General features: G+C 58.4%; 11 protein-coding genes and 5 pseudogenes. 12 read left to right on the forward strand and 4 right to left on the reverse strand.

Annotated features, from left to right (window positions below; all coding sequences use genetic code 11):
• A partial coding sequence (locus tag HT737_RS07895; protein ID WP_182402095.1) for a DNA cytosine methyltransferase occupies positions 1-491 on the reverse strand: 491 nt, incomplete at its 3' end.
• 585 nt (positions 492-1,076) lie between these two features.
• Between HT737_RS07895 and HT737_RS32645 the strand changes: the two are divergent.
• The 3 genes and pseudogenes from HT737_RS32645 to HT737_RS07910 all read left to right on the forward strand — a co-directional run.
• A pseudogene (locus HT737_RS32645) lies at positions 1,077-1,157 on the forward strand (hypothetical protein); the annotation flags it as partial.
• A 505-nt stretch (positions 1,158-1,662) separates the two neighbouring features.
• Positions 1,663-2,172: a Bro-N domain-containing protein gene (locus HT737_RS07905; protein WP_182402097.1), complete on the forward strand. Its 510-nt coding sequence runs from the start codon at positions 1,663-1,665 to the stop codon at positions 2,170-2,172.
• 274 nt (positions 2,173-2,446) lie between these two features.
• A complete protein-coding gene (locus HT737_RS07910) occupies positions 2,447-3,430 on the forward strand; it encodes a hypothetical protein (RefSeq protein ID WP_182402099.1) in 984 nt (327 codons plus the stop codon).
• Positions 3,431-3,434: 4 nt separating this feature from the next.
• Here the strand turns inward: HT737_RS07910 and HT737_RS07915 are convergent, their stop codons facing one another.
• Positions 3,435-4,250: a sulfite exporter TauE/SafE family protein gene (locus HT737_RS07915; RefSeq protein ID WP_182402101.1), complete on the reverse strand. Its 816-nt coding sequence runs from the start codon at positions 4,248-4,250 to the stop codon at positions 3,435-3,437.
• A 112-nt stretch (positions 4,251-4,362) separates the two neighbouring features.
• On the opposite strand from HT737_RS07915, the gene HT737_RS07920 reads away from it, so the two are divergent.
• The 3 genes from HT737_RS07920 (at position 4,363) to HT737_RS07930 (ending at position 5,786) form a co-directional block, all read left to right on the forward strand.
• The gene (locus HT737_RS07920; protein WP_182402103.1) at positions 4,363-5,130 is read left to right on the forward strand and encodes a helix-turn-helix domain-containing protein; all 768 of its coding nucleotides are present in this window, start codon (positions 4,363-4,365) and stop codon (positions 5,128-5,130) included.
• A gap of 93 nt (positions 5,131-5,223) precedes the next feature.
• Positions 5,224-5,538 carry an XRE family transcriptional regulator gene (locus tag HT737_RS07925; protein ID WP_182402105.1) on the forward strand — a complete coding sequence of 105 codons (315 nt, stop codon included), beginning with the start codon at positions 5,224-5,226 and terminating at the stop codon, positions 5,536-5,538.
• Positions 5,539-5,549: 11 nt separating this feature from the next.
• Positions 5,550-5,786: an XRE family transcriptional regulator gene (locus HT737_RS07930; protein WP_182402107.1), complete on the forward strand. Its 237-nt coding sequence runs from the start codon at positions 5,550-5,552 to the stop codon at positions 5,784-5,786.
• Positions 5,787-5,853: 67 nt separating this feature from the next.
• On the opposite strand, the gene HT737_RS07935 is transcribed toward HT737_RS07930, so the two are convergent.
• A complete protein-coding gene (locus tag HT737_RS07935) occupies positions 5,854-6,909 on the reverse strand; it encodes an MBL fold metallo-hydrolase (protein ID WP_182402109.1) in 1,056 nt (351 codons plus the stop codon).
• Positions 6,910-7,125: 216 nt separating this feature from the next.
• Between HT737_RS07935 and HT737_RS07940 the strand changes: the two genes are divergently transcribed.
• The 4 genes and pseudogenes from HT737_RS07940 to HT737_RS07950 all read left to right on the forward strand — a co-directional run bounded on the left by HT737_RS07940 (position 7,126) and on the right by HT737_RS07950 (position 9,991).
• Complete coding sequence (locus tag HT737_RS07940) at positions 7,126-7,734, forward strand: TetR/AcrR family transcriptional regulator (RefSeq protein WP_041066476.1); 609 nt, start codon at positions 7,126-7,128, stop codon at positions 7,732-7,734.
• A 320-nt stretch (positions 7,735-8,054) separates the two neighbouring features.
• Positions 8,055-8,738: pseudogene (locus HT737_RS32650) on the forward strand (PAS domain-containing protein); the annotation flags it as partial.
• Positions 8,739-8,846: 108 nt separating this feature from the next.
• A pseudogene (locus HT737_RS32655) lies at positions 8,847-9,284 on the forward strand (methyl-accepting chemotaxis protein); the annotation flags it as partial.
• A gap of 172 nt (positions 9,285-9,456) precedes the next feature.
• Positions 9,457-9,991, forward strand: a pseudogene (locus tag HT737_RS07950) (DUF1003 domain-containing protein).
• On the opposite strand, the gene HT737_RS07955 reads toward HT737_RS07950, so the two are convergent.
• Entirely contained in the window at positions 9,992-10,933 is a 942-nt protein-coding gene (locus tag HT737_RS07955; protein ID WP_182402117.1) for a LysR family transcriptional regulator, read from the reverse strand.
• A gap of 52 nt (positions 10,934-10,985) precedes the next feature.
• Between HT737_RS07955 and HT737_RS07960 the strand changes: the two genes are divergently transcribed.
• Positions 10,986-11,687, forward strand: a complete 702-nt coding sequence (locus HT737_RS07960; protein WP_182402113.1) for a CTP synthase — start codon at positions 10,986-10,988, stop codon at positions 11,685-11,687.
• Positions 11,684-12,000 (forward strand): annotated as a pseudogene (locus HT737_RS07965) (antibiotic biosynthesis monooxygenase). The gene HT737_RS07960 and the pseudogene HT737_RS07965 overlap by 4 nt, the downstream one beginning before the upstream one ends.
• Positions 12,001-12,030: the final 30 nt, after the last annotated feature.

Consider the following 12,030-nt stretch of genomic DNA (forward strand, 5'->3'; position numbering starts at 1 on the left):
AATTTWAATACATCTGGGACATTTTCCATCAAAATAGCTATAGGCTTTAATTCGCGGACAAAATGAAGATAACGTAGATAGAGATTCCCTCTAGGATCCTGCTTAAATGCTTGAGGATGTTCTGCAACCTCTCTTAACTTTGCTCGCCCTACACGTGCAAACGCTTGACATGGTGGACCACCAACAATCACATCTATTGCTCTATCGGCAGGCCCTGAGAAGCCCATTTCACGAATAAATGTGTTTGGTTCTATTTTAGTTATATCATGCGCCTGAGCGTGTTTTTCGAACTCTTTCGGCGATAGATCTTTGTGGAAATTCATAGCGTGAGAGCGAGCTGCATGCGCGTCGAACTCTATCGCAGCAACATTCTTAAATCCAGCTCGGTCAAAACCTAGAGATATACCTCCACAACCAGCGAATAAATCGAGGACCCTGGGGGCCTCACCACTGTGTACTCGCGCAATTTTTTCTTTATGGATATCTCTCATACGGATCGTAAACGGCCTGGATCAAAACGAGCGAGTATATCGAAACGATCACTGTCCAGCACCTCTACCACTACAATTGGGGCAGGCATGATGATGGCAAATACGCATGCGCTCCCATGCCGTTGCCGGAAGCACAGGCTAAACAAGCCCTTAGGGCGTTTTTTGCGTTTTTCAGCCATCGATGAGTCGACCCGAACGAAGCTCCCGAATGGGAGGAAAACTCCAGGACTGCTTTCAGCGCAGATGAAAAGGCAACACGATGACACCAGTGACGCTTGTGCAGCGTCGTAGACACGAGCCAAATGGAGATGGGTAGACAGCTCTTAATTACGTCCCATTTTTTGCAAGAAAAATTCTCAATCTGCATGTGGCGTCAGCTTCCGGCCCAGACAGAGTGCCCTTCCCGCCGGCAAGTGAGTCGGCAAGTCCAGGCGTGAGCGGGTTCGGATCCGGTTGGAAGGTAGGTTTATATGTCCGCAGATATCGTGTTCCCCCGCTCACCACTCCAAAATAATAACCGTACGATCGGTGTGTCATGAAAATTGGATTTCACTGCCGTCTACATAGGAACGGCCGCCCCGAAAACCTGACCTAGTGTTTCCAGGATATCGATTGTCCGTATTCGTTCTGGGCGGTTTCTTGCACAGTCATTTGAGCGAGATCTGAATATTCAACAAACCCCTCTTGCAGGAAAGGCGAGTGCCGGTCATTCAGGAATGCGGCACAAAAACAGAGAACTCCTATCTACTGAAATCAAAAATGCGTTTGGCTTAGATGTATACGGCCTACGTATTTTTGGCCGGAAAACGCTGAACGATTTTGGAGTATTGACCGCAAAGCATTGACACCCTAGGATCTCAACCCGGCGCCTAAGAAACGCCTCAACCAGAGCGGTCCTCCGCACCCGACAGTCATGCGGCTTTTTTTTCGTCTGCGGTTTCTCTACGCCTGCGAAAAACCCCGTTATGTCGGGAGTGGGCGAATACAAGACCCGAAAGGGGAATATGTCCGGCCCGTCTCTGGTGGGTTTCTTAGCTCCCGACACCCTAACGAATGCCCTAAGAAAGCAGCCAGAGGTAAATGGAAATGCCTGACTATCCAACCTTCATGATGAAGGTGATTCGCTGTACCCACCGTTCAAATCCCGTGCTTCCAGGTCAGGAGGCGTGCCATGTCTGAACCATTTCTCCCAACTCGTTTCACTCGTAACAAAACCCATCTGCACGCTCTGCTGGTTGAGAACCAGGCGTGGTTCTGCGTCCATGAGCTGGGCCGGTTGATGGGCAAACATCTTGATGAGCGCCAGTTGCGCAAACTCGACGCTGATCAGCGTCAGATGATGTGCGTGGAGACCTACGGTGAAGCTGAGGACCACATGATGGTGAGTGAGTCCGGCGTGTATGCGTTGTTGATCTATCACTACTGTCCTGAGTACCGGCAGCTTCGTGAGTGGCTGACGCATCAGGTCGTGCCTGCGCTTCGTGATGCTCGTCCGGCGCGCTCGGTTGAGCGTCCGATATTGAGTGTCTTGAGTTGGCCGCACATGTCGCTTAGCACTCTGCACTGGCAGGATGAGCCGTGGATTCGGTTGCGGGACATGCCTTGTTTGTTGGCGGAGGATCCGTTCGATCGACATGAATCCTGGTGGCGCAGGGCCTCGCGATTGTTGCGGGGTTGCTGAGGGTTTCAAGATCCGCTGTTTGAGGTTCAAGCAGCGGATTTTTTTTGGCTCAAAATGCTTGGGGCTGCTTCGCAGCCCAGCGGGAGCAAGCTCCCTCGCCACAGGGGTGATGTGCTGCCTGCAGTGGCGGGGTGAGGATTGAAATCTGGTTGATGCCTGGAATCGCCAGCAGGCTGCCCCCACAGATTCCGCATCATCCTGAAAACAATCAGTGCAACCCGCCGCGCCTCCCGCTATTAATACCCCTCCCCCACTCAAGGATCCGAGCCCTGCCATGAAATTCGATCTCGCCTACTGCCTCAGCCTCGACGACAAGTTGTCGATCTATGACGTTCGCGATCTCAATTTCGATGAGACGGTGACGTTCGATTCTGCGAAGGAACACTTCCAGTGCCCCAACGATGCCTGTCGTTCGGCGTTTGATGCGTCGAACGAGTTGGGCACGTTCAACGCCAAGAATGTGAATTACGTGCGCACGCCGCACTTCAAGAATCTACCCACGACGCAGCATGTGCCGGGTTGTCCATATGTGAGTTTGAAGGCGTCGGCGTCGGGAGTTGAGACGGCGGATGGCGAAACGGATGACGGGCGGGAGGAGCATTTTCCGTCGGAGTTGTTGCTGACGCGGCGTGAGTATGTGCGCAAGCCAGCTGCGCCTGCGGGGGCGGCGGATGTGTTGCGGGATGATCCGGTGCGGGTGGCGCAGGTGAGTTCCAAAGAGTCGCTGGGGCGTGAGACGGCGCCGGACAAGACCAGTGTGTTTGCGCATCCGGTGGAGTGTTTTGTGTCGAACTTCGCCGACAAGGAGTTGCTCAAGCGCATGCCGTTGAAGATCGGCGAGCACACCGCGCCTTATGGCTCGTTCTTCAAGAAGATCGAGTATCTGACGGACAACAAGGGGCTGATTTACTGGGGCAAGATCAAGGAGATCAAGGATTACACCCAGAGTTTTCGCATCGATTTCGAGCAGAAGGTCTGGTTCAAGCAGGCGGATGAGGCGAAGAAGAAGCCGTATTCGGTGAACGTTTACTTGAGCAAGAAGTTGATCGACAACTACCGCAAGCGCAAGGCGTTTCTGGAAGAGATCAAGCACGCGATCGACAGCGACAAGGAGTTGTTCTGTTTCTTCTATGGCGTGACGCCAGAGTTGAAGCAGGTGCCGAGCAAGAAGAACCCCGAACAGACGTTCGGGGTGTTCAGTGCCAACATCGAGAACCTGGATCACTTTATTGTGCGGGAGGCGCCGGGGTTGGTGTGATGGATCAACTCACACACATGCTGATCATCACCATCATGAGCAAACCGATGTACACCCAAGCATGCACCCGATCCGGAATCCGCCCAATCCACGGCGTAGCCAACCGAATCCCGACCAACGACCCCAGGGTCAGCACCGCAAACGCCAGCAAATCCACATACCCGACAAACCACACGCCCAGATCTGTTTCGCTGAAACCGGCCAGCGCCATGTACGTCAGCGTCCCGGCCACTGCCACCGGCACGCTCAGCGGATTGGCCATGGACGTGGCCTGGGACATGCTCAACCCGCAGCGACGCAACAGCGGCACGGTCATGACGCTTCCTCCTACGCCGAGGAACGTGGCGACGGCGCCGATGCCTACACCACCGGCGGATATTTCCTTGCGATTCAATCGACGTGGGATGACGCCTTCGTCATGGATGAGGAAGCCGCGTCTGAGCAGGCAGTCGATGATGGTCACGCCGAGGTAGGCGATGAACGCGTAGCGGATGACCTCGCCGCTGACCCACACCGCGGCGATCGCGCCGATGATCGCGCCCTGGGCGATGAAGCCGCCGAGGGGCCACAGGTAATGGCGGATCAGGTTGCCGGCGCGGCGGTGTTTGTCGGTGGCGATCAGGGCGTTGACGATCATCACGCAGGTCGAGGTGGCGACGGCGATGTGCATGGCCGATTGGCCGATGGCGTCGTCGGCGCCGTGACTGGCGCTGAGCATGCGATAGAGCAGCGGCACGACGACGAAGCCGCCGCCGAAGCCAAAGAGCACGGCGGTGATGCCGGTCATACAGCCGAACAGGGTTAGCAGGAGGTAGAACATGGCGCGTCTTCCGGTGATGGGGAGCGGTCGACGATAGAGCGACGTGGCTTGGCCTGCTTCAGCAACTCAGCCAACAATGTTTGCGTTTACGCCAACGACCGGGAAACGCTCGATGCGCAATGTTTCGATCAATCTGCTGGATGACACACCGCGCCCGGTGGTGGCGATCGGTACGGATTATTCCCACGGCCATCTGTTGCCATTTCATACGCATCGGCGGGCGCAACTGTTGTACGGCGCAACCGGGGTAATGCAGGTTCGTACCCATGACGGCAACTGGGTGGTGCCGCCGCAACGGGCAGTGTGGATTCCGCCGGGAGTGGCACATGAGGTGCTGATGCTGGGCGTGAGCACGCGCAGCCTGTACATCGAGCCGGGGGCGGTGGATTTGGGGCAGCACTGCCAGGTGATCAGCGTTTCACCGTTGATGCGGCACTTGTTGATGGAGGCGGTGGAAGTGCCGCTGGCCTATGACCTCGAAGGACGCGATGGCGTACTAATCGACTTGCTGCTGCATGAACTGGCGCGCAGTGCGCCCCTGCCCTTGCACATTCCGCTGCCGACTGACGGAAAGCTCCTGGCTTTATGTCAGAACTTTCTGCATCAGCCGAACGCCCATCAGTCACCGCAACACTGGGCAGAGCAGTTGCACATAAGCTTGCGCACCTTCAACAGACTGTTTCGGCAGCAGACCGGGTTGAGCTTCAGCCAATGGCGGCAACAGGCCTGCGTAGTGCTGGCACTGGCGCGGCTGGCGGCCGGTGATGCGGTGACGCGGATCGCTCTGGACTTCGGTTATGAAAGCCCGGCGGCGTTCTCGACGATGTTCCGGCGCATCCTCGGCCAGGCACCGTCCGTCTGGTTGGAGGCGGCGAACTAGGGCAAATCAAAAAATGCGTTTGATCCCGGCCGAAAACAACTGTACAAAAACCCAGTACATTTTTAATCAGCACTCTTGAGCCCGGAGCACACCATGGCCTCTCTTGCGATGAACCACATCCTCGAACGCATTGCCCTTTTCCAGTTCACCCCGACGCACTGCGTCCAGGCCCGAGCGATGCTGGGCTGGAGCGTGGAACAACTGTCGCGCGAGGCGGAGGTTGCGGTGGACGACATTCAGCGGTTTGAAGCGCAGCAGGACGTGGCGGACGCAGCGCGGCTGGCGCTGGCTTACCGGTTTGAGGCACAGGGGTTGGTGTTTTTTCCCGGGTTTGCGCCGGGTCGCAGTGCGAGTATGGGCGCGCCATCGGAAGCAGTGGGGCGTGGGGATTATGCGATGGCTGAATAAGGACGTGAAAATTGAGTGAAATCGAAGAAAGCAAAGGTTGCGTTTATAAGGATCTGGAAGGCGTAGATGCGAGTGACATGCAAAATAAAGCCCGGCATGTCACACGATTAGCTGCACTCATCGAAACAGCTCCCATGAGCAAAGCCGACGTAGCTCAAAGACTTGGTTTGAATCCGGAAAATCTGGAAGAGATTCTCCGGGGGGAAATTCCGCGACATAAACGTTTCCACGTTGGTGGGCTATGGTGACTTGATGTCGGAAAACAATCTCGAAAAATAAGGTTCGCCTCTATAGAGGCGAACCGGTTTTAACTCATCAGGCGTTCTGCACCACCCCTTCACTCTCCCCTTCAACCGCCAACCACCACGCACTCCCGCGCTGCGGCTGCATCAGGTTGAACGCCTCGCCCATTTGCGGCGTGGTAATCGCCACACTGCGCTCCCAGGCCAGTGACAGGATGCGATCAAACGGTTCGTGCCAGGCGTGCATGGCCAGGTCGAAGGTGCCGTTGTGGATCGGAAACAGCCATCGGCCCTTGAGGTCGATGTGCGCTTGCAGGGTTTCTTCGGGTTGCATGTGCACGTGCGGCCATTCGACGTTGTAGGCGCCGGTTTCCATCAGGGTCAGGTCGAACGGGCCGTACTGTTCGCCGATGCGTTTGAAGCCGTCGAAATAGCCGCTGTCTCCGCTGAAGAAGATGCGGGTGTCGCCATTGATCATCACCCACGAGGCCCACAGCGTGCTGTTGCTGTCGAACAGGCCGCGGCCGGAGAAGTGCTGCGAGGGCGTGGCGACGAAGCGGATGCCGGCGATTTCGGTGCCCTGCCACCAGTCGTACTGGCGGACTTTGCTGGCCTCAATGCCCCATTTGACCAAGGTATCGCCGACGCCCAGCGGGGTCAGGAAGTAGTTGGTCTTGGCCGCCAGTTTCAGCACTGCCTGGTAATCGAGGTGGTCGTAGTGGTTGTGCGAGAGGATCACCGCTTCGATCGGCGGCAATTGGTCGATACTGATCGGCGGCTGGTGAAAGCGTTTCGGGCCGGCCCACTGCACGGGCGAAGCGCGCTCGGCGAAGACCGGGTCGGTGATCCAGAATTTGCCGCGCATTTTCAGCAGCAGGGTCGAGTGGCCGAGGCGATAGACGCTGTGGTCAGGCGCGGCCATTAGGACTTCAGTTGTCAGCGACTGCACCGGGATCGCAGCGGCAGGACGGGTATTGCGCGGCTTGTTGAAAATCATGTTCCACATGATCCGCAGCATCTTGCGCCCACCTTCGCGTTGCACCGGCGCATGGTTAAGGAATAGCCCTTGATCCTGGCGAGAGGCTTCAGGCGTGGAAATTTGATCCGCAGAAATATCTGAATTGGCCATGACTGAGAGACTCCAGAAAAACCGCGCAATTCACGGTTTTTCACGGTGGGACGATAAATGGCCAAGGCACGCACGCATCAGCCGAACTGTCTGGTTTTTAGGTTGCGCGGATTAACGCAACATTACACTGGGCGGTGTAGTTTCTAGGTTGCATCAAACCGGATGACAAGTAAACTGCCAAGTGTAATTTCCCACTTTCTCTGCCGAAGCTTACTTATGACAGCTGCACAGCGCCTTACCGACCGCAAACGCGAAGCCATCATTCAGGCGGCGATTGCCGAATTCCGGGCCAACGGGTTCGAGATCACCAGCATGGACAAGATCGCGGCCACCGCCGGGGTGTCGAAGCGCACGGTGTACAACCATTTCCCCAGCAAAGAAGAGCTGTTCGCCGAAATTCTCAACCAACTCTGGGCACGAATTACTGAAGAGCAGATGGTGAGCTACCGCGCCGATCAGCCGCTGCGCGAGCAACTGCTGCCCATGTTGCTGGCCAAACTGCAGATGATGGCGGATGACAATTTTCTCGGACTGGCGCGGGTGGCGATCGCTGCCACCATTCATTCACCGGAGCGCGCGCAAGACATGGTGGCGCGCATGGGTGAGCGGGAAGAAGGCCTGACAGTGTGGATTCGCGCCGCATTGGCCGATGGTCGGTTGAAGACCGTGGATGCCGATTTCGCCGCGCAGCAGGTGCAGGGACTGTTGAAGTCGTTCGGTTTCTGGCCGCAGATTTCCATGGGTTTGCCGCCGCTGGATGCAGACACGCAAAAAGCCGTGGCCGAGTCGGCACTGGAGATGTTTCTGGCACGTTATCAGCTCTGAACCGGCCTTTTCGGCACCCGCCCGGCGTCACCGACTCGAACTTTGAAAAAACCGGAAACGTACCGACGCGCAATTTCTTGTACAACTTAATTTGGTTTGTATAAGATCGAGCCGTCAGCCTGGATGCTGGCACTTTGCAGTCAATGACAAATGCCGACCCGGCATTTGCTCTGCCAGCGCGGAAACAGGGACACAAACCTCGTCTTTCCCTACTTCCAGGTACTGCCTCTATGTTTTTCAAACGCCACCAGGCCGAACTCAACGATCTTCAACACACCATCACTGAACAAAACGGCCTGCTTGAAGCGATCAATCGCTCCATGGCGGTGATCGAGTTCGACCTTGACGGTGTGGTGTTAAAGGCCAATGACAACTTCCTCAAAACCATGGGTTACCGCGCCGAACAGGTGATCGGCCAGCCGCATCGCTTGTTCTGCACTCCGGAGTTTGGCCGTAGCGCGCAATACACCGAACTGTGGTCGCGCCTGAAAAACGGCCAGTTCCAGTCCGGCACCTTCGAACGGATCAACAGCCAGGGCCAGCCGATCTGGCTGGAAGCCAATTACAACCCGATCAAGGATACGTCGGGGCGTGTGGTCAAAGTGGTCAAGTTCGCCATGGACGTGACGACCAAGGTTCAGCAGGAAAGCGAGGCCAACGCCAAACTGCAGGCAATCGACCGGGCGATGGCGGTGATCGAATTCGACCTCGACGGCGGCATTCTCACGGCCAATCAGAATTTTCTGACACGCATGGGTTACACCCTCGCTGAACTCAAGGGCAAACATCACCGTTTGTTCTGCCGTGCGGAACTGGTCAACAGCAGTGCCTACGAGGACTTCTGGCGACGCTTGAATCAGGGTGAACTGTTCCAGGGCCAGTTCGAACGCGTTGACAAGCGCGGTCAGAGTATTTGGCTGGAGGCCAACTACAACCCGGTGTACGACGCTGCGGGGCGTTTGTGCAAAGTGGTGAAATTCGCCACGGACGTCACCGCCCGCGTCGAGCAGCACGAGCACGATGCCCGTAGCGCCAGCGCCGCTTATCACATCTCCGTGGAAACCCGGAAAGTCGCCGAGCAAGGCACTCAGGTGATCCAGCAGGCGGCCAGCGAAATGCGTGAAATTGCTGACGACATCGCGCAGTCATCAACGCTGATCGCGCAACTTGGCGAGCGCTCGGAGCAGATTACCGCGATCGTCAATACGATCCGCGCGATTGCCGACCAGACCAATCTGCTGGCGCTCAACGCGGCAATTGAAGCGGCGCGCGCCGGGGATCAGGGCCGCGGTTTTGCCGTGGTGGCGGACGAAGTGCGGCAACTGGCGGCGCGCACCAGCGGCTCGACGGCGGAGATTTCCAACATGATCGGCCTGATTCAGAGCGAGACACGGCAGGCGATCAAGAGCATGGAAGGCACCCGCGGGCGGGCGGCGCAAGGCGTTGAACTGGCGGATCAGGCCGGCAGCGTGATTCTGCAGATCCGCGATGGCGCCAGTGAAGCGGTGCAGGCGGTGAGCATGTTTGCCAATGAGCGGGCGCCGGGCTGAGAGATCGCGTCGCGGCTTTCGCGAGCAGGCTCGCTCCCACAGGTTCCGGGTTGATCACAAGTTAAGTGAGCGACTCATCAATCCCTGTAGGAGCGAGCCTGCTCGCGAACGGGCCATCAGCCTCGATGCAGGGCTATAGTGACCTCCAGTCACAAGTCCTGCCGAGCCCACCATGACCACAGAAAAACCCGATGTCCCCGCGCCGGCCCCGGTCGATCACCTGCGCTTCCACCGCCCCCCACGCCCACCTCAACACCACCTTCGGCAACGACGCGTTCGCCCTGCGTGCCGAAGCCTTCGCGAGGTTCTTCGGCACGCCGCTGTTTCTCGGCGCGCAAACGCTGATCGTCGCGGTGTGGATCGGCCTTAACGTCTCGGGCGTGACGCAGTTCGACGTCTACCCGTTCATCCTGCTCAACCTCGCGTTCAGCCTGCAAGCCGCCTACGCCGCGCCGTTGATTCTGCTGGCACAGACCCGACAGGCCGCGCGGGACAAGGCGCAGTCGGACGCCGACGCGCAGCACCGTGAAGCGCTGGCGGTGGCCAACAGCGAGCGCCAGGCGCAGGCCGCACAGACCACCGCGCAACTGCTCGAACTGCTGGAACAGAACACCCGACTCACCGAGATGACCAAGAGCCTGACTGAACGCATCGAAGGCCTGACCCGCGAACTGCATGCGCACATCTGCCAGGATCCGCAACGCTGATCACGGCAGACGCAGCGCCCGCCCCAATTCATCGAACAGCGTGACCACCGCGCGCAACGCGCGGCAGTCCGCGCGGGTCAGCAGCCACAGCGCGGTGTCATAGCCGTGCAGCGGTGCGCTGAGGGGCTGCAAACCTTCCGTGATCAGAAAGTCCGGCAACGCCGCCACACCGAGACCGCCGCGCACCAGTTCCGTCACCGAGAGCATGCTGTTGCAGCGATAACTCGGGATCACGCCGGGCAACTGTTGGCGGCGCCAGGCGACGGTCGGGTGATCCGGCAGAAACTCGTCCGGGGCGATCCAGGTCAGCGCTGCCAGATCCGTCGCATCCACATTCTGCAGATAACGCGCACTGGCGCAGACCCGGTAGGAGACCTTCGCCAGTTGCCGTCCGACCAGATGCTCCGGCGGTGTACGCGTCAGGCGCAGGGCGATGTCGGCATCACGCCGGCTGAGGTTGGCGAAATCGTTGGAGGTGCTCAGCTCGAGAGTCAGCGCCGGGTAGTTCGGCATGAACTGCGCCAGCGCCGGCAATAGCAGGCCTTGCAGCACCGAATCGGTACAGGTCAGGCGCACCGTACCGCTGATCACTTCCCCGCCCTGCTCGACACCGATTCGCGCCGCTTCCAGTGCCTGTTCGGCGCGCTCGGCCTGCTCGGCCAGCGTCTGCGCGAGGGTGGTAGGCAAATAACCGGCGCGGCTCTTTTCGAACAACTGCTGGCCCAGCGCCGACTCCAGACGACGTACCGCGCGAAACACCGTCGACACGTCGACCCTGAGCAACTGCGACGCCCGGGCCAGAGAGCCGCCGCGCACCAACGCAAGGATCAGCGCCAGATCCGGGTAGTCGAGTCGATAGTGCGTCGCTGCATTGATCACTTGGGAAAACGCCAATATTGAGTGCGTGAACGCCAATCTATAGTGAGCCCCGGTGATCGACAACTGCACACCCTCACCACAGAGGTTCATCACTCACTCAAATCAAGGAAATCCCATGGACGCCATTTCCATCGCCCTGATCGGCGATCACGACCCGCAAGTCACCGCCCACCAGGCGATCCCCGTTGCCCTCGGCATGATCGCCGAGCAGTCCGGCCAAAATGTGCAATTCGACTGGCTGGCCACGGATCAAATCCACGTCGATACACCATTGGCACACTACGACGGCTTCTGGTGCGTCCCGGCCAGCCCCTACAAAAGTGAGGCCGGTGCACTCAGGGCGATTCGTTTTGCCCGCGAACAACAGCGCCCGTTCCTTGGTACCTGCGGCGGTTTTCAGCATGCGCTGCTGGAATTTTCCCGCAATGTGCTGGGCTGGGCCGATGCCGAACATGGCGAAACGTCACCGGATTCGCCGCGAGCGGTACTGACGCCGCTGACCTGTTCGTTGGTGGAGGCGGTAGACAGCATTCATCTGGTCGCCGGTTCGTTGATCGCCAAGGCGTACGAAACGTCTGAAATTCATGAAGGTTATCGCTGCCGATTCGGTGTGAATCCGCAGTTCGAACAAGAATTGCTGACCCCTCCGCTACGCGCCGTGGGGCACGATTCGGCGGGCGACTTGCGCGCGATCGAATTGACTGACCATGTGTTTTTTGTCGCCACGCTGTTCCAGCCGGAACGCGCAGCGCTCAAGGGCCAGATCCCGCCACTGGTGCGGGCGTTTGTCGAAGCGTGCGTGGAGCAACGGCAATGAAACCGGCCCCAACCTGCTTCGCGGTGATTTTCACCTCGACCCGTACCAAGGGTGACAACGGTTACGCGGCGGCCTCCGAGCGCATGATGGAGCTGGTCAGCCAGCAACCGGGGTTTCTCGGGATTGATTCGATTCGCGGGGAAGATGGCGTCGGCATCACCATTTCCTACTGGGAGAACGAGGCGGCGATTCTGGCCTGGCGCGAGCATCCCGAGCACCGGGGTGATTCAGGCGCGCGGGCGGGCGCAGTGGTATTCGACGTTTCAGACGCGGGTGTGTCGGGGTGGAGCGCGAGTATCGGTTTGGGCAGTGACCATTGCGGCGCATGAACTGCCCCCTTTTC

Origin of the sequence: Pseudomonas sp. MD195_PC81_125 (assembly GCF_014060985.1) — a bacterium.
Taxonomy (GTDB): domain Bacteria; phylum Pseudomonadota; class Gammaproteobacteria; order Pseudomonadales; family Pseudomonadaceae; genus Aquipseudomonas; species Aquipseudomonas parakoreensis.

Coding starts and splice junctions, on each gene's coding strand:
- HT737_RS07905 (WP_182402097.1), top strand. CDS start 1,663: ATGTCTGAACCATTTCTCCCAACTCGTTTCACTCGTAACAAAACCCAT.
- HT737_RS07910 (WP_182402099.1), top strand. CDS start 2,447: ATGAAATTCGATCTCGCCTACTGCCTCAGCCTCGACGACAAGTTGTCG.
- HT737_RS07915 (WP_182402101.1), bottom strand. CDS start 4,250: ATGTTCTACCTCCTGCTAACCCTGTTCGGCTGTATGACCGGCATCACC.
- HT737_RS07920 (WP_182402103.1), top strand. CDS start 4,363: ATGCGCAATGTTTCGATCAATCTGCTGGATGACACACCGCGCCCGGTG.
- HT737_RS07925 (WP_182402105.1), top strand. CDS start 5,224: ATGGCCTCTCTTGCGATGAACCACATCCTCGAACGCATTGCCCTTTTC.
- HT737_RS07935 (WP_182402109.1), bottom strand. CDS start 6,909: ATGGCCAATTCAGATATTTCTGCGGATCAAATTTCCACGCCTGAAGCC.
- HT737_RS07940 (WP_041066476.1), top strand. CDS start 7,126: ATGACAGCTGCACAGCGCCTTACCGACCGCAAACGCGAAGCCATCATT.
- HT737_RS07960 (WP_182402113.1), top strand. CDS start 10,986: ATGGACGCCATTTCCATCGCCCTGATCGGCGATCACGACCCGCAAGTC.